Here is a 17416-nt window from a genome sequence, read left to right as displayed (position 1 = left end):
AAGAGAGCCGGGGTTCTGGCGTTTGGGCGCTGTCCCTACATCGTACGCAGTACGAAACGAAGCAGGACGAAGCCCGCGCCGAGCGGGTGGACCCACGGTAGGCGCAATCGCGCGCGTGAGGCTCGCGCCATTGCGTCAACGCAAAGGCGTGGCTCACGCGCCGACCGCCACCGCGTGCTTTTGCGCGAAGTCCCAGCGCTCGGCGTGCGCCGTGTCCACGGCAGCGGGCAGCAGATGCGCGTTGAAGAATGTATCGGCGATTGTTTGCTGCTCGCCGAAGTTCGCGCGGCTCACCTCGCGCACGAGATAGCTTCGGCGCGCGTTGGCGCGCTCGATGGTGGACGCGTCGAGACCCCAGATCGGCGCGAGCAACTGCGCGGCGTCCTGCGGCGCGCTTCGCACCCATTGGCCAGCGCTGCACAACTGCGCGTAGACCACGGCGATCACCTCGGGCCGCGCTTCGGCAAAGCGCGTCGAGGCGAGATAGTAGCGCTGGTAAGTCGCGAAGCCCTTGCCGTCGGCGAGGATGCGCACATCGGGCTGCTGGTCGACCGAGGCCACGTAGGGGTCCCAGGTCACCCAGGCATCGACGCTGCCGTGCTCGAAGGCGGCCCGCCCGTCGGCCGGCGTGAGGTAGTGGATGCGCACGGCGTCGGCGGGCACGTTCGCGTGCGCGAGCGCCGCCAGCAGCAGATAGTGGCTGCCTGCCGCCTTCGTTACGGCGATGTCCTTGTCGCGCAGGTCGGCGAGCGTGTGCAGCGCGCCCGCGCGCCTGACGATGATGGCTTGCGCTCCGGGCGAGGGCGCTTCTTGCGCGACGTAGACGAAGCGCGCATGCGCGGCCTGCGCGAAGATGGGGACGGTGTCGGCGACGTCGGCGCTGAAATCGACGGCTTCCGCGTTTAGCGCTTCGGTGAGCGGCAGGCCGCTGGCGAACTCGCTCCAGCTCACGCTCACACCGAGCGGCGCGAGCGCGGCTTCGAGCTTGCCTTGCGCCTTGAGCACGGTGATGAGCGTGGACGACTTCTGATAGCCGATGCGCAGTGTCGAAGCCGGCGCGGCGAACGCCAGCCCTCCTGTGGTCGCCGCGACGCCGAGAATCGATCCACGAATGAGCAGACGGCGGCGGGAGGGAGAGAACATGGCGGACCCAGTAGAGACAGTTGGCGACGCGGTGATCGTGGACGACGCCCGCGCGCAACACAACGAAGCGATTGTGCTAAGGATTCGCGCGAGGGTGCTTTAATCGGGACTAGAGACGCGGGACTAAGTACAAAAGCGAGTCGCTCGAACTGTGAGACGGGCCTTAATGCGTTTTGGCGGCTTGGATATCAGGAGATATTGGATTTATCGCCGCGCGTGCGGCGTTAGCATGAGCGTCCCGTCATTCCCGTCTTTGGACTTCTTCACACAATGTCCCGTTCTTTCCCAGGCTTTGGCATCTGGGCGCTCGTGCATGGAAGCCGCGCAGCACTGCAGGACCCCGCCGAACCCCAGGACGCATCGTGGGCCCGCAACAAGGCGCTCGTGCTCGAAGCCGAGCGCCTTGGCTTCGACTCGGTGCTCGTCGCGCAGCACACGGTCAATCCGCACGATCCCACGCTCGACCAGCTGGAGGCGTGGACGGCCTCGGCCGCTTTGGCGGCGCTCACCTCGCGCATCCTTCGCGCGTTCGCCGCGCGTCGGCTCCAATGGGGGAACGGCGGCGGGACTCGTGGGCGATTACGACACGGTCGCGCGGCGCATCGCCGAATTTGATCGCGCAGGGGTCGAACTCTTCATGCTCGAGTTCCAGCCCTTCGAGGACGACATGCGCCGCTTTGCACAGGAGCTCGTGCCGCGTGTGCGCCGCGAACTCGCTGCATGAAGCAACGGGCGCGCAGCCTGGGTCAGAAGAACGCGCCCGTTGGCGGGAGCTGCCCGGTCAGGAGGTTCTGGCCGAGCAGACGCTCCTTGTAGAGACGCGGATTGTGCGAGGCGATCACCTTGATATTGCGCCAATGCCGGTCCAGCGCGGCCACGTTCGACACCACCGAGCCCGAGCCGAGGTCGATGAGCCAGTTGGCGACTTGCGGCGCGAGATCGTCGATCACGACCTTGGCTTCCGAGGCGGCGAGCGTCGCGGCGAGGGTGGCCGCATATTCGTCGCGCGTGCCATGGCTCCCCAGGGCGCTTTGCAGCGCCTGCACGGCCCGCCCGACGGTCGCCTCGATGCTCGCGGCGTAGGCGCGAATGCGCCCCAGCAACGCCTGTAGCGCCGGTTCGTCAGCGGGTTGCGCGGCCTCGCCATGGTAGAAGTTGCGCCGCCGCGCGCGCAGCACCTCCGCCGCGTCGAGAACCACGCGCCGCACGATGCCGGCAATACAGTTGGTCAGGTAGACCTGGTGGAAGGTGAAGCCCCACGGTGCGGCTTCGGGCGCTTTCGGCGGGTCTGGCGGATAGACATGGCCGGCCTTCACCACGACGTCGCGAAACCGCGCGGTGCCCGAGCCGGTCAGGCGTTGGCCGAAGCCCTGCCAGTCGTCTTCGGTGCCGACGCCTCCGCCTCGTTCGAGCACGTATTGCACGGTCTCGTTCGCGCGGTTTTCGACGGCGAGCCCGACGAATGCGTCGTTGTAGAGATTGCCTGTCGCGTAGACCTTGTCGCCCGAGCCCACGTAGACCTGCCTGCGCTCGTCCCATTCCAGTCGGCTCAAAACGCGGCTTGGCCGCGCGCCCGCCGCCGTCGCATCGCTTTCGACGAAGCTGAGCCCGATCGTCTTGCGCTGGCGCGCGAGGTCGAGCACGTGCGCATGGAAAGGATGGCCGCGGCGCTCGAGTGCTGCCTCCACCTGCCAGAGGTGATTGCGAAAGGCGTGGGCGATGTTCGAATCGGCCGCGGCGACGTCGCGCGCCACGGCGAAAAGCTCGCTCAACGACACGCCGTGGCCGCCGTCATCGGCGGGCAGGCGCAACGCGCCGAAGCCAAGCGCCTTCAGCGCGGCGATCTCTTCGTGCGGCAGGCGCTGCTCGCGCTCGCGCTGCGCCGCGGTCGCGGCGATCCCGACTATGGCTTCGGAAAACCCGAGCGACGCCGATAACGGCGAGACGAGCGAGATTCCGCCAGGCGGTTGGGTGGGGGTTTCAGACATACGCTTTCCGGTGCATGGCGCCTTCGCGTGCGGGGCGCGCGTGGCGTGTGTTTCGGCGGCGCGTCATACCTTGACGCTGTAATCGGCGACCTTGATGGGCGCGCCGATGATCTTGCGTTGCGCGAGCCAGTCCGCCGCACGTTGCAGTTGCGCCATGAAGGCCGCGTCGTCCGGCTCGTGAAACCGGTTCACGCGCTTCAGGCTCGTCAGATAGTCACGCACCTGATCCGGATATTTCACCTCTTTTTGCACGAGCAGTTCCGACTCCGCCGGGTGCTGCGACTGCCAGGCGCCTTCCGCGTAATACGCGTCGAGCACGGCGCGCACCAGTTCTGAGTTTTCTTCGGAGAACTTACGGCGCGTCACGAGCGAGCTGTAGTCAATGAGGAAGTCGAGATCGCGTCCTTCGTTGAAGATGTCCTTCGCGTCGTTCGAATAGCGCGCGATATCTACGGCGGGCGACCACATCGACCACGCGTCGACCTTGCCTTGCGCGAATGCCGGCGCGGCATCGGGCGGATTCAGGTAGACGAACTCGACCTTGCTGCGGTCGATGCGATGTTTCTCCAGCGCCGCGATGACCAGGAATTCGCCCAGCCCCGAGCGGTTCACCGCGACCTTGCGGCCGGCGAGGTCGGCGACCGTGTTAATGCCGCTCGTCTTCTTCACGATGATGGCGGTGGAGCGTGGCGAATACACGTCGAAGGCGGTGAAGACGATGGGCGAGCCGGCCAGCATGGCGGCGAGTGCGGGTGTCGTCGATCCCCAGAAGCCGAAATCGGCGCTGCCGCCAACTACCGCCTGGATCGACGGTGCATGGTTCGGAAACGGTCCGATCCACTCGACCTTGATGTCCTTCGCCGCGAGCGTTTTCTCGAACACGCCGCGTTGTTTGGCGATGTCGGGCAGGCTTCCGTAGCCCCAGCCAATGCGGACCGTGTCGGTGTTGCGCGTGAGCCTGGCCGGCTGCGCAGCGCGCGCGGGAAGCAGATGCGCGGCCGCGGCGCCGGCCAGCAGTCCGCCCGCCGCGCGCAGGAGCTGGCGGCGAGTCAGTGAAGCATCGTTCATTCGTGGCCTTTCCTTGTGTGGGGTGGAGGAAGCGGTTCAGTGGGACTGAACGCCGAGTTCCTCGAGCAGCGTGAGCCGCAATGCCTGCGGCGCGTGGTCTTTGGGATGAAACGAAGCGGCGATGCGCCCGGCGCGCATGACGAGAATGCGATCGGCGAGCGCGAGCGCCTCGTCGACGTCATGCGTCACGATGAGCACGCCCGGTGCGTGACGCTCGACCAGTTCCTTGACGAGCCCGTGCATCTTGATGCGCGTGAGCGCGTCGAGCGCGGCGAACGGTTCGTCGAGCAGCAGCAGCGCGGGATCGCGCACGAGCGCGCGCGCCAGTGCGACACGCTGCGCTTGTCCGCCGGAAAGGTTGCGCGGCCAGTCGAGCTCGCGACCCGCGAGGCCGACTTCGGCCAGCGCGCGGGACGCGCCCGCGCGGCCGAAGCTCGACTCGTGGCCGAGCGCGACGTTCTCCCACAAGGTGGCCCAGGGCAGCAGACGATGCTCCTGAAACACCACGGAAGGCCGCTGGGGGGCGCGAATCTGCCCGGCATCCGGCGTGTCGAGGCCGGCGAGCGCGCGCAGCAGCGTGGTCTTGCCGCAGCCGCTCTCGCCGAGCAGCGCGACGAATTCGCCTTTGCGGATATCGAGGTCGAGTGCATCGATCACGACACGCGTGCCATAACGGCGCTGGAGTCCGCGTACCGATACGGCCAACGGCGACGCGACGGCTTCGCTTTCGCGGCGAGGCACGGCGTTCGCGTGGCGGGACAACGTTGCGGTGGCGCTCACTTCTTCTCTCCCTTGGCGTAGTTCGCGTGCCACGACAGGAAGCGCGTTTCGAGCGAACGAACTAGCGCGTCGGCGGTGACGCCGATGATCGCGTAAATAATCATGGTCAGCAGGATGACGTTGGTCTGCAGGAATTCGCGTGCGTCCATGGCGAGAAAGCCGATACCCTTGGTCGTCGCGAGCGTTTCGGCGATCACGAGCGCGAGCCACGCGTGCGCCAGCGCATAACGAACGCCCGTGAGGATTGCGGGCATCGCGCCGGGCAGAATGATCCGGCGCACGACCGCGGGCCATTTCATCCCGATCACCTTGGCGAGTTCCATCAGTTTCGGATCGATCTGACGAATGCCGAGCATCGTGTTGATGTAGATGGGAAACAGCACAGCGAGTGCGACGAGAAAAACCTTGGCGACTTCGCCCACGCCGAACCACACGATGACGAGCGGCAGCATGGCGAGAAAAGGAATCGCGCGCACCATCTGGATCGACCGGTCGATGAGCGCCTGCGCGAGCCGGGAAAAGCCGACCAGCACGCCGAGGGCGAGGCCTGCCGTGCCGCCTATCAGGAAGCCGGCCACGGCCCGCAGGAGCGAGACGCTAAGGTGTACGAATAGATCGCCACTGACGGCAAGACTCCATGCCGTCGATGCGACGCTGCTCGGCGCCGGCAGCACTTGCGCGGTGATCCATCCCGCGCGCGCCGCAAGCTCCCAGAGGACGACGATCAATGCCGGGATGGCCCACGAAAGCCAGTAGTAAAAGCGATCGGTCGAGCGCCCCGAGCTTGCCCGCGAAGAGGCAACATAGTTGTTTGAGGAAGAAGCAACGTCAGCCATGTCGGTTCCGTAATTGCCCTGAACAGATACAACCAGTGATGAAAAGCCCTCGCATGCGGGGGGACGATTCGACTTGGGTTCGCAGGGCTTGGGTTGCCCGCAGCGGGCGAGCGAACTGCGCCGGGTAGGGCCCAGAGCGCAGATCGCGAGCGTTGCGCCAGCGCGACCGCCCCATTGAAAAGACCGCGTTTGCGTAGTGGCGAATTGCCTATTAGAGGCGGTTTGCCCTAGCTGTGACAAACGCTTTTTTCCGCTTTGCTTTTTCGATTCGATGCACTGCGCTTCACATCATCAATATGCGTTTCACATGAGCGAACTCGGGAATGTCACCTTTAGCCGCCGGATAGCTGCGCAGCTGGTCGGTAACGCTCCTGCACGGCACCGGGTTTGAACGCGGCACCTTCTAAAGGAGGGTATTGCCGCCGCCTTGCCGCGTCGCTTTTACACCAGCACTCCGAGCTCAGCACCATGCTCGTCGACCGCGCGCCACAACAGATACGGCCCACTGCGCAGCGTCACGACCATCACATGCAGATGCCATACGCCGCCCGGCTTGCTCCGTGCCGCTTTAGCGCACTGGGCGAATCCAGCACCGAACTTGTCTACATGAACGGATCGTTTCGTACGTGACTACGACACCACCCTCGAGCAATAACTCCTCGATTTTGCGCAGGCTCAGGCTGAACCAAAGATATCCGCGAACCGCGCAGCTGATCACGAAGGCAGGGAAGCGGTGGCGGTGATCCAGCGATTTCGTCTGCTTCATGATTTCGTTCGACCGCCGCCTCCCGATCAACCTGACAAAGCCATGTGCCCGCTTGTAGCGTCGCGAAGGGTGAACCCTGGTTGTGCAATTGCCTTTTCAAGCCATTTCTACATCATACGTATGATGTAGAGGCGAATTATGGCGACACTCCACAGACAGGTCCTGAATCAGATGGGCGAGCAGATTTGTTCCGGCAAGTTCATGCCCGGCGATATTCTTCCCGCCGAGCCGATTCTGGCCGAGCAGATGCAAGTGAGCCGCATCACCATCCGCGAGACGGTAAAGTCGCTCTCGGCCAAGGGCATGTTGGAGGTGCGCCGCCGCTACGGCACGATCGTGCTGCCGCGTTCGCAATGGCAACTGTTCGACCCCGATGTGATCACCTGGCGCGCGCGGGCCGGCGCGGTCGAACCGGGTCTGATCGAAGACCTGATGGAATTGCGCCTGATCATCGAGCCGAACGCCGCCAAACTCGCCGCGAAACGCGCGACACCGGAAGATCGCGTCGCGGTGCGCCGGGCCTTCAAAGCGATGGAACGCGCTGTGGCGGGCCACGGCGAATACGTTCCCGCCGACCTTGCGTTTCACAGCGCGATTCTCGCCGCCTGTCACAACCAGTTCGTCCAGCAGATGCAGAACGCGCTGTCGGCGATTCTGCGCACGAGCTTCGAACTCAGTTCGGAAATCGCCGGTGGCCCGGCGCGTTCGCTGCCCATGCACGAGGCGCTGTGCGTCGCGATCGAGCAGGGCGATCCGGATGCCGCTGAACAGGCTGTTTTGACGCTGATCAGACGCGCCGAACAGGATTTCGAAGACCGTGCCGCATTGAACAACACCGCCAACGATCAACCGGCCTGATGCAAGCCTGCCAGGCTGATAGCGGCCGTATGAACCTGAAACGCGACGCGCAGAGCCGTCGCGATGGCGTACTCGCGCCTTTCCCCCTATTGCACTGAGGATCCAGCATGACCCATTTATTCGATCTCACCGGCCGCACGGCGCTCGTTACCGGCTCGGCACGCGGCATTGGCTATGCGCTGGCCGAGGGGCTGGCGGCGGCCGGCGCCCGCGTCGTGCTCAACGGCACGCGTGCGGACACGGTTGCTGAAGCGGTCGGCAAACTTGCGGGCAAAGGCTATCAGGCGCTGGGCCGTGCATTCGACGTCACCGACGAGGCCGCTGTCGCCGAGTCTTTCGCGCAGTGGGACAAGGAGGGCGTGCAGATCGACATCGTCGTGAATAACGCAGGCATTCAGTTCCGCAAGCCGCTCGTCGATCTGGAGCTGAACGACTGGCAGCGCGTGATCGACACCAATCTGACGAGCGCGTTCATCGTCGCGAAGCAGGCCGCTCGCCGCATGATCGCACGCGGTTCGGGCGGCAAGATCATCAACATCGGCTCGCTCACGAGCGAAGCCGGACGGGCGACAGTGGGCGCGTACACGGCGGCGAAGGGCGGCATCAAGATGCTGACGCGCGCAATGAGCGCCGAGTGGGCAGCCTCGGACATCCAGGCGAATGCGATCGGCCCGGGCTACATCCTGACCGACATGAACAAACCGTTGATCGAGAACGCCGCCTTCGACGCCTGGGTGAAAAGCAGCAACCCTTCGCAGCGCTGGGGCAAACCGGAAGAACTCGTCGGCACGGCGGTCTTTCTCGCCTCGCACGCGTCGAGCTATGTGAACGGTCAGATCATTTACGTGGACGGCGGCTGGCTCGCCGTGCTTTGAAGCCGATTTGAATGCAGGGACACGCGAGTACAGCAGAACAATAAAACGCCTCGCGCCAGTCAATCGTTGTATGCGCCGTACCGATCCGGAGACATCATGGAAAGCGTCAAGCCCGTAGCAACCCAAAGATGGTGGTATCTGATGCCCATCATCTTCATCACCTACAGCCTCGCCTATCTCGACCGCGCGAACTACGGCTTTGCCGCGGCGGCCGGGATCGACAGGGACCTGGGTATCACGCACGGCACGTCGTCCTTGATCGGCTCGCTGTTTTTTCTCGGCTACTGCCTGTTCCAGGTGCCCGGGGCGATCTACGCGCAGCGCAATAGCGTGAAGAAGCTGATCTTCTTCAGCCTGATCCTGTGGGGCCTGTGTGCCGCGGCTACCGGCATCGTCAGCAACATTCCGATGCTGATGGCGCTGCGATTCATCCTCGGTGTGGTGGAGGCGGCCGTGATGCCGTCGATGCTGATGTACATCAGCCGATGGTTCACCCGCTCCGAACGCTCGCGCGCCAACACATTCCTGATTCTTGGCAATCCGGTGACGGTGCTGTGGATGTCGGTCGTTTCCGGCTATCTGGTCCACAGCTTCGGCTGGCGTGAGATGTTCGTCTTCGAAGGTGCCCCGGCGCTCATCTGGGCGTTCGTCTGGTGGTTCACGGTGAAGGATAGGCCGGCCGACGCGCCTTGGATGAGCGAAGCCGAAAAGACCGAACTCACTGCGCGTCTGAAGGCCGAGCAGGCCGACATCGCGCCGGTGCGCGACTACAAGACGGCGTTGCGTTCGTCGATCGTGATGAAGTTCTGCGCGATTCATGCGCTCTGGAGCATCGGCGTGTACGGTTTCATCATGTGGTTGCCGTCGATCCTCAAGGCGGCGTCCACGATCGATATCGTCTCGGTCGGCTGGCTTGCCGCCGTGCCATATCTCGCCGCGATCATCCTGATGCTGCTTGCGTCATGGCTCTCGGACAAGACGCGTAACCGCAAGCTGTTCGTGTGGCCGCTGCTGCTGGTCGGCACGGTTGCGTTCGTTGCTTCATATCTGATTGGCGGCTCACACTTCTGGATCTCGTTCGCGCTGCTGGTCGTGGCGGGCGCGACGATGTATGCGCCGTACGGTCCGTTCTTCGCGCTGGTGCCGGAGCTGATTCCGAGTAACGTGCTGGGCGGCGCGATCGGTCTCATCAACGCATGCGGCGCCCTCGGTGCTTTTGCGGGGTCATGGGTGGTGGGTTATCTGAACGGCGCGACCGGCAGCCCGGCGGCTTCGTACATTTTCATGGCGGGCGGCCTGCTGCTCTCCGTGATTCTCATGATGACCGTGCCCGCGCATTCCGATCAACGTACGAAGCGCGAAGTGCCGCTGTCGCTGAATCGCACGTAAGGCGTTGGTCGACCGCCTGGTTTTCTTTGATTCGTTTCTGGCAGACTGAAAAATGGCAACTTTGATTACCGATGTAAAGGTCATCCTGACCGCACCGGAAGGTATCAACCTGATCGTCGTGAAGGTGGAGACCAACCAGCCGGGTCTGGTCGGATTTGGCTGCGCGACATTTGCTTACCGGCACCTGGCGGTCAAATGCCTGATCGAGGAATATCTGCGGCCGCTGCTGATTGGACGGGATGCCGAGGCGATCGAGGAAATCTGGCAACTGATGCATCAGAACGCGTACTGGCGCAATGGGCCGATCGAGAACAACGCGATCTCCGGCGTCGATATGGCGTTGTGGGATATCAAGGGCAAGCTGGCCAATATGCCGTTGTATCAGTTGTTCGGCGGTAAGTGCCGTGAAGGCGTGCCGATATACCGGCATGCCGATGGCCGGGACCTCAATGAGCTTTGCGAGAACATCCAGAAGTATCGCGAGCAGGGCATCACGCATATCCGCTGTCAAAGCGGCGGCTATGGCGGGGGTGGATATGGCAGGGCGCCGTCGAGTGCACCTTCTGGTTCGGCGGACGGTGTCTATCTCGACAGCCGAAAGTACATGCGCGAAACCCTCAAGCTGTTCGACGGCATTCGCAGCAAGATTGGTTTCGATGTCGCCTTGTGTCACGACGTGCACGAACGTCTCAAGCCGGTTGAAGCGATCCGCTTCGCGTGCGAACTGGAGCGATACGACCTGTTCTTCCTCGAAGACGCGATCGCGCTGGAAGAGGGCGAATGGATGCGACAGTTGCGCGCGAAAACCACCACGCCGTTGGCCCAGGGTGAGCTCTTCAATAACCCCTACGAATGGCGCTTCCTGATCACCGAACGTCTCGTCGACTATATCCGCGTGCATCTGAGCCAGATCGGCGGCATTACCGCGGGGCGCAAGCTGCAGGTTTTCGCCGAGCAGTTCGGTGTCCGAACGGCGTGGCATGGACCGGGCGACATGTCGCCGATGGCGCACGCGGCGAATATTCATATCGATCTGGCCGCGCGTAATTTCGGCGTGCAGGAGTGGTCCGGCACAGAGCCGCCCAACTTCGTAATTCAGGATCTCAAAGGGCCGAGGGCCGCGTTGCTCGATGTATTCCCAGGTTTGCCCGAGTTCAGGGATGGTTACGTCTATGCGAATGACAAGCCGGGCCTCGGTGTGGATCTCGACGAAACGGAGGCGGCGAAATATCCGTGCGAGAACACCGTCACGACGTGGACTCAGACAAGGTTGAAAGACGGAACGTTGCAAACACCGTGAAGAATGGTCCGGGGAGCGCGGCGTTGACCTTATCGCAGGGCGGGCCAGTCGTTCGCACGAATTCGGCGGCAAGTTGCCGCGTCGAATAGAAGACACGGCAGCATCAAAGGCGCGGTAGTCTTGGCGCACTGGGTCGCTGGCCGGATGAAGGGGCGCACTGTGTGGTGCAGGTCACGGTTTCGATTTTGAGCGGGGAAGCAGTCGCTCCGCAATGGCCGCCTTGAAGCAGTCCGATCGGGCGCGGAAGCCACAGAGAGGCCCCGTGCATCGGGGCCGCAATCGGTGGTCAAGTTCGGAGTAACACGCCAACTGAAGAAGCGTTGTGGCTCCCCCGGCCAGGGCTTGGGGGCCGATTCACTGGCCCAACTCGATCCTGTCGATCGTGAATGTGACCGACTCGATCTTCCGAAGAAACTCAAATATCCTCGAGAGAAGTCCGATTGGTTTCCAATCGCAAAGCCAGTATGGAAATGATCAGCACGCAGAGAAATGTGATGACTGCCGCCAACACTCCATATACACCGAAGCGCTTGAAGAGAAATACGGTTGCGAACGGCGTGCCAATAGCGACGGCCCGACCGAGCATGCCGGCAACACCCGCTCCGCGCAGCCGGAACTCCGTGGGGAACAGTTCGGGTACGAAGCCGAACTGACCGAGTGAAACCATGAAATAGAAGGATGAGACGAGTGCGAAGCCGATCGCGATGATGATTGCCTCGGCTCTCATAAACGGAAATGCGACACCGAGCGCGATGAGAACGACGGCTGACGCCACGATGCCCCGGGTTCGGCCAATCCGGTCCGCCAGCAGGAAGGCGACAAATGGCCCGAAAATCGCGCCCGCGGTCATCATCGTCGTGAAGCCCAGCGATTTCGTGACCGTCATGCCCTGTTGCACGAAGAAGCTCGGCATCCAGATGATGAAGCCATAAACGGTGACATTGATCGTGATCAGGATGGTTGCGGCAACCAGAAACCGAGGCCATATCTTGCGAGAAAACAGCGCGCGGAACGGTGCATGCTCGACGCGAAGGCTTTGGACGCGGCTAACGGGCGGCAAGACGCCCTTGCTGGCGGCGACTTCACGTTCGATTGCGCCAAGCGTGGCTTCGGCCTCCTGGTGACGACCCACCGATTCGAGCCAGCGCGGGGACTCGGGCATCTTCTTGCGCAGCACCCAGATGAAGAGCGCGGCGATACCCGCGATCGCGAACATATACCGCCATCCGAGGGTCGGGATGACCATATAGCTCGTCCATGACGCAAGCGGCAAGCCTGCTGCAATGATCATCGAGAGCAGCGCGGCCCATCGACCGCGATGGCTCGGCGGAACGAACTCGCCCAACGTCGCCGCCGCCACGACCAGCTCGGCGCCCAGGCCCACGCCCATGACGAAGCGCAGCAATGACAGAACCTGGATGTTGGGCGCGAAGCACGCAGTCAGCGAGGCCACCCCGAAGATCAGCAGGTTGATCTGGTAGGAGACACGACGGCCGAACCTGTCGCCGATAAACCCGGCAAAGCCTGCACCCAGCATCATGCCGATAAAGGTGGCCGAAATGAAAAGCGCATTCTGGCTCATGGTCGAAAAGCCTTCCTTCGCCATTCCCGCGCTTACGCCGCCGGCCAGATAGATGTCGAAAGCATCCACCATGGCGCCGCCGGCAATCAGCCATAGGATTCGCCAGTGAAAACGCGAAATCGGCAAGCGGTCGAGGCGAGCCCCCGAATTGACCGCCGACGACGTAACCGCAGCGGAATCGGCGGTTATGGAACTGCCGATGACTTGGCTCATGCTGTCTCCCTTAAGGATTTGATGCCCCTCGAACGTGTCCAGCTCTCGGGCGGTATGTTGGTAGCCGCGACGGCGGCACACGCTTAGGCGCGTGTCACATCAGGCTCCCGGGGCCGAAGCCGCGTCCGGCGGATCGCGGGCGAGCAGCGTGTCCAGACTCGTCAGGCTGGGCAATGCGTCGAGACTCAGAATCAGTTCGCTTAGCGCGCGCGCGTGCGCAGACGGGAAGTGCAGCGTCGCGTTTTGCATGAATTTCTCGTGGACGTCTTCGTTGCTCAGTGGCTTGTCCACGTGGCCGCGGTTCACGGCTTCGCGATGGCGTAACGTGGTGCCATCGGTGAGCGTGACACGGACTTCGCCTGTGTAATGGCGAGGGAAAGTGGAATCGGCATCTTCGACATAGCGCACCCTGTCCATCAACGCCAGAATTTGCGGGTCCCGGTAAGCAGCGGGTTCCAGTTCCTTCAGTCCGAGTCGCCCGCGCAACAGCCCACATGCGACCGCATAGGGAAGGCTGAATTTGGCGTCGTACTCGTTCTCAGGACGGCGCTTGTGAGCAGCGGGTTCGCACACTAGTTGCACCGCAGCGGCAGGCACAAGCACTTCGATGTCGCTAACCGACGCCACGCCTGCGCCACGACGATGCAGTGCGACTGCCGCATCGATCGCGGCGTGCACGAAGTGACACATCGCATAAGGCTTGACCGCGATATTCGCGGTTTGCCAAACCGTTGCGCTGCCGTCAATCGAGAGGCCTGCGGTGGCGAGCGTCGAGTCCAGTCCTGCGCGCGCGGCTTCATCCAGGTAGATTCGATACAGTCCGTAGCGCCCGGTGTAAGGCGCTTGCGGCGCCTGGATGCCGTGCGCAGCAAGCGTGGCCGCGACAATGCCGGATTGCGCGGCCCAGCCCGGATGAATGCGTTTGGTCCAGGCGCCGTCTTCGATGAACTGCAGGCTGCCGCTCGCGAATGACAGTGCGGCTCCCTGCGCATGCACAAGCTGCTCAGCGTTCAGGCCCATGACGCGGCCGACGGCAAGCGCGCACGCGAAAGCCCCGATCACCCCGGTGGGATGGAACCCTTGCGCGTGCAGGCCGCCCCGCATCACGCTGGCAAGCCGCGAGCCGGCTTCGATGGCCGCGATATAGGCGGCCAGCAGATCGGCCCCGCTTGCGCTGAACTGTCCGGCTGTCGCCAGCAGGGCGGGCAGCACGCTGACTGTCAAATGAATCACGCCGGCCATGTGCGTATCGTCGTAGTCCAGGCCATGCAGCAATACGCCGTTTAGCATGGCGGCATCACGTACCGGCAAGCGCCGTGCATAGCCAACTACACTCGCGTCTCCCGGTGCGTCGGCGGCGAGCGCATATGAAGCTTCCGAAAAGCGCTTCGCAAACGGGTCGCGCCGAGCCGCAAGCCCGCAGCCGATGGCGTCGAGCATCAGATACTTGGCGCGCAGGCGAACAGCGGGGGGAACCCGTTCGAGCCGCATTTGCCGGACGAAACCGGCTAGCGTGGTTGCAATGATGTCGGGCGTGGCATCGTGCGTCGGCGTGTCCATGGCTAGCTCGCGCGGAAGCACGGCAGACAACCGGCATTGCTCGGCACCGGAATGGCGGAGACGCAAGTCACTTCTGATGCTGGGCTCATGCTTGCGCTCTCAAAATGTCCGGATAATTTGCAGTGTAAGGTGCGCTTATTTGTCCTGTCAATAAGACGTGCCAAGGGGTTTTCCCGCGGATTGAGCGACGAATATGCGCGCGCCGCTCCGGCTTCATCGGCGAGCGGCGGTTTCAAAAAAAGGGGGGGGAACCCGCGCGGCGCGCGGGTGGGATGCGGCGTCGCGCCGTGTGGCGTTACTTACGCATTTCCATGTGATAGGTGAAGCGGTCGCCGGCGTGCACGTTGTCCGCGATCTCCAGCAGCTCGCCCTTGGCGCTGTAATACCGACGCACGATGCGCAGTCCCGCTGCGCCTGGTGTGGCACCCAGGTTTGCGGCGTCTTCGGCGTCCAGCGAGATGCCTTGCAAATCCTGCTCCACACGCTCGATCAGGATGCCGTAGTTGCTTTCTATGAGCGTGTGTACTGCGTCGCGCCGTCCACGTAGCCGCGTTTCGATGCCTTCCAGCATGGGGTTCAGGTAGAGGCGCGTCACGCAAATCGGTCGCACTGCGCCGGCGGCCTGCTCCGCCAGCGTTCCCGCGACGCGGATGCCCACGCAGTACACCCACTCCGCACCGGCTTGAGCGCCAAATTCCTCAGCTAACGCCTTGCTCAGGGCGAGCTTGCCGATATAGGCGAAGCGCAACTGTGTGTCCTGCGCGTACTGCAGCAGATCTCGCACCGACGTGGCGTTGTGCGTGTAGCGGGGCGACCCGGAGGTTGCGGTGACGATGGTGCCGACGCGCTGCTTGCGTACCACGAGCCCGCTGTCGGCCAGGATGCGCACCGCCTCTCGCGCGGTGAACCGGCTGACTTGGTACTGCTCGCATAGCTGGTGTTCCGTGGGCAGGCGCGCGCCTATCGGATACGTACCGGCAGCAATGGCGTGCCTGAGTTTCTGGGCGAGTTGCGCGTAGAGCGGTGGCTGGCTATCAGTCGCCAATTCCGGCTGGTCTGCGGGCGACGTTTCCGGCGATGTCGAGTCAATGTCGGCGGTGCTGGCGGGCATGGGATCTCAGTTTCACCACGAGCGGCGATTTTTCATTGGGGATTGTACAGACCTATCTTACATCGAAATTGGTTGACTTTTCCTGATCTCGCCAAAATAATGTACGGACAAAACACGTCATCTTGTCCGTATGAATTTGGTGGGGCGCGGTCCACACCTGATCTTCCGCTTCGAGCAGCGCTCGCCGTACGCGACGCGCCGTTGTGACTTCGCTTTTCTTCCATTGGAGACAGGTTCATGGTGCAAAACGTAAAGCAGGTAGGCGAGCATCGTTTTCGCGAGAGCTTCGGGCGTTACTACGAAGACTTCAACGTGGGAGACATCTACGAGCATCGGCCGGGGCGAACGGTGACGGAAACCGAGAACACCTGGTTCACGCTGCTCACCATGAACACGCATCCGCTGCACTTCGATGCCGAGTACGCAAAAGCCAGCGAGTTCGGCCGTTGCGTGGTTGCGAGTCCGTTCACCGTCGCACTGATGGTCGGCATGAGCGTCACCGACACGAGCCAGAAGGCCATCGCCAATCTGGGCTGGACCGATATCAAGCTGACCTTTCCGCTCTTCGCGGGCGACACGCTCTATTCCGAGTCCGAAGTGCTCGAGAAACGCGAGTCGAACTCGCGGCCAGGCGCGGGCATCGTATCGGTCAAAACGACCGGGCTGAACCAGGATGGCAAGGTGGTCGGCACGTTCACTCGCACCATGCTGATCGCCAGACGCGGCCATAGCGTGGAAGACAAGATCAACTATTGAGCAACGGTGACACTCATGGCTCTCGAGAATGACGATCAAAAGGAATTTATCGACGCGGTCGACACCTGGGTCGAGAGGGAATTGCGGCCGGTCGCGCGCAAATACGACCTGGCCGACGAGTATCCGCGGGACATCGTGGACCAGATGAAGGAACTCGGGCTCTTCGGTGCGACGATCGGCGAGCAATACGGCGGCCTTGGCCTGTCCGCCTGGACCTACGCGCGGATTGTCATGAAGGTGGCCTCGGTATGGATGGCGCCATCCGGCATTTTCAACTCGCATCTCATCGTGGCGTCCGCGATCGAGCGCAGCGGCACGCAGGCGCAGAAGGACAAGTATCTGCCGATCATGGCTACCGGCGAATTCCGCGGCAGCCTCGGCCTCACGGAGCCGAACGCGGGCTCGGATCTGCAGGCGATCCTGACCACTGCCCGGCGCGAAGGCGAGCACTACGTCGTGAACGGGAACAAGACCTGGATCACGAACAGCATGTACGGCAATTTCACGCTGCTTCTCGTCAAGACGGATCCCACCGCCGACCCGCGCCACAAGGGCATGAGCATGCTGATCGCCGAACGCGGTCCGGGCTATAACGTCGTCGGCAAACTGAAGAAGATGGGCTATCGCGCCATCGATACCTGTGAACTGAACTTCGATAACTATCGCGTGCCGGTCGAGAACCTGCTCGGCGGCGTTGAGGGCAAGGGCTTCGTGCAAACCGCAGGCGGACTGGAGTTAGGACGTATCAACGTGGCCGCGCGCGGTGCGGGCATCGCACAAGGCGCGCTGGAGCATTCGCTGCGCTACGCGCAAGAGCGCAGCACATTCGGCAAGCCGATCTGCCAGCATCAGGCCATCCAGTTGAAACTGGCCGATATGGTCACGCAGGTGGAAGGCGCGAAACATCTGATCGAAGCGGCTGCGCGCAAGTTTGACCGCGGCGAACGTTGCGATCTCGAGGCCGCGATGGCGAAGCTTGCCGGTTCCGAAGCCGGGGTCTTTTGCGCGCAGGAAGCGATGCGCATTTTCGGCGGCTACAGCTATTCGGTCGAGTATGAAATCGAACGGTTCTACCGCGACTGCATGTTGATGGTGATCGGTGAAGGGAGCAACGAAATCCTGCGCCAGGTGATCGCAAAGCAACTCGTAGAACGCTACCGCATCTGAGGCGCGACTCGGCCCAGGCGGCCG

General features: G+C 62.9%; 14 protein-coding genes and 2 pseudogenes. 7 read left to right on the top strand and 9 right to left on the bottom strand.

All coding sequences use genetic code 11. From position 1 onward, the window contains the following. Positions 1-153 precede the first annotated feature (153 nt). Positions 154-1143 carry an aliphatic sulfonate ABC transporter substrate-binding protein gene (locus VMJ11_RS29025; RefSeq protein WP_325624179.1) on the bottom strand — a complete coding sequence of 330 codons (990 nt, stop codon included), beginning with the start codon at positions 1141-1143 and terminating at the stop codon, positions 154-156. A 270-nt stretch (positions 1144-1413) separates the two neighbouring features. Here VMJ11_RS29025 and VMJ11_RS29020 point away from each other — a divergent pair. Further along, positions 1414-1867: pseudogene (locus VMJ11_RS29020) on the top strand (LLM class flavin-dependent oxidoreductase). Positions 1868-1889: 22 nt separating this feature from the next. On the opposite strand, the gene VMJ11_RS29015 reads toward VMJ11_RS29020, so the two are convergent. The 5 genes and pseudogenes from VMJ11_RS29015 to VMJ11_RS28995 all read right to left on the bottom strand — a co-directional run. After that, positions 1890-3131: an acyl-CoA dehydrogenase family protein gene (locus tag VMJ11_RS29015; RefSeq protein ID WP_325624177.1), complete on the bottom strand. Its 1242-nt coding sequence runs from the start codon at positions 3129-3131 to the stop codon at positions 1890-1892. A gap of 63 nt (positions 3132-3194) precedes the next feature. Further along, complete coding sequence (locus VMJ11_RS29010; protein ID WP_325624176.1) at positions 3195-4199, bottom strand: NrtA/SsuA/CpmA family ABC transporter substrate-binding protein; 1005 nt, start codon at positions 4197-4199, stop codon at positions 3195-3197. Positions 4200-4235: 36 nt separating this feature from the next. Beyond that, entirely contained in the window at positions 4236-4961 is a 726-nt protein-coding gene (locus tag VMJ11_RS29005) for an ABC transporter ATP-binding protein (RefSeq protein WP_325624181.1), read from the bottom strand. 14 nt (positions 4962-4975) lie between these two features. Next, complete coding sequence (locus VMJ11_RS29000; RefSeq protein WP_325624174.1) at positions 4976-5815, bottom strand: ABC transporter permease subunit; 840 nt, start codon at positions 5813-5815, stop codon at positions 4976-4978. 289 nt (positions 5816-6104) lie between these two features. Then, positions 6105-6581, bottom strand: a pseudogene (locus VMJ11_RS28995) (DDE-type integrase/transposase/recombinase); the annotation flags it as partial. A 138-nt stretch (positions 6582-6719) separates the two neighbouring features. On the opposite strand from VMJ11_RS28995, the gene VMJ11_RS28990 reads away from it, so the two are divergent. The 4 genes from VMJ11_RS28990 (at position 6720) to VMJ11_RS28975 (ending at position 11003) form a co-directional block, all read left to right on the top strand. Continuing rightward, positions 6720-7439 (top strand): FadR/GntR family transcriptional regulator, encoded by a 720-nt coding sequence (locus VMJ11_RS28990; RefSeq protein ID WP_325624172.1) that lies wholly within the window; start codon positions 6720-6722, stop codon positions 7437-7439. A gap of 107 nt (positions 7440-7546) precedes the next feature. Next, positions 7547-8314, top strand: coding sequence for an SDR family oxidoreductase (locus VMJ11_RS28985; RefSeq protein ID WP_325624170.1), 768 nt, complete (start codon positions 7547-7549; stop codon positions 8312-8314). A gap of 96 nt (positions 8315-8410) precedes the next feature. Next, complete coding sequence (locus VMJ11_RS28980; protein WP_325624168.1) at positions 8411-9703, top strand: MFS transporter; 1293 nt, start codon at positions 8411-8413, stop codon at positions 9701-9703. Positions 9704-9755: 52 nt separating this feature from the next. Further along, the gene (locus VMJ11_RS28975; protein WP_325624166.1) at positions 9756-11003 is read left to right on the top strand and encodes an enolase C-terminal domain-like protein; all 1248 of its coding nucleotides are present in this window, start codon (positions 9756-9758) and stop codon (positions 11001-11003) included. 415 nt (positions 11004-11418) lie between these two features. Here the strand turns inward: VMJ11_RS28975 and VMJ11_RS28970 are convergent, their stop codons facing one another. The 3 genes from VMJ11_RS28970 to VMJ11_RS28960 all read right to left on the bottom strand — a co-directional run bounded on the left by VMJ11_RS28970 (position 11419) and on the right by VMJ11_RS28960 (position 15469). Then, positions 11419-12798: an MFS transporter gene (locus VMJ11_RS28970; protein WP_325624165.1), complete on the bottom strand. Its 1380-nt coding sequence runs from the start codon at positions 12796-12798 to the stop codon at positions 11419-11421. Positions 12799-12897: 99 nt separating this feature from the next. Continuing rightward, complete coding sequence (locus VMJ11_RS28965) at positions 12898-14358, bottom strand: MmgE/PrpD family protein (protein WP_325624163.1); 1461 nt, start codon at positions 14356-14358, stop codon at positions 12898-12900. Positions 14359-14653: 295 nt separating this feature from the next. Then, positions 14654-15469 carry a GntR family transcriptional regulator gene (locus VMJ11_RS28960; protein ID WP_325624161.1) on the bottom strand — a complete coding sequence of 272 codons (816 nt, stop codon included), beginning with the start codon at positions 15467-15469 and terminating at the stop codon, positions 14654-14656. Positions 15470-15706: 237 nt separating this feature from the next. Here VMJ11_RS28960 and VMJ11_RS28955 point away from each other — a divergent pair, with 237 nt between their 5' ends. Both VMJ11_RS28955 and VMJ11_RS28950 read left to right on the top strand, forming a co-directional pair. Further along, entirely contained in the window at positions 15707-16225 is a 519-nt protein-coding gene (locus VMJ11_RS28955) for a MaoC family dehydratase (RefSeq protein WP_325624159.1), read from the top strand. Positions 16226-16240: 15 nt separating this feature from the next. Further along, positions 16241-17392 (top strand): acyl-CoA dehydrogenase family protein, encoded by a 1152-nt coding sequence (locus VMJ11_RS28950; protein ID WP_325624157.1) that lies wholly within the window; start codon positions 16241-16243, stop codon positions 17390-17392. Positions 17393-17416: the final 24 nt, after the last annotated feature.

The organism is Paraburkholderia sp. (assembly GCF_035501035.1).
In the GTDB taxonomy this organism is placed as follows: Bacteria; Pseudomonadota; Gammaproteobacteria; order Burkholderiales; family Burkholderiaceae; genus Paraburkholderia.
This window is presented reverse-complemented; position numbering and strand designations above follow the sequence as displayed.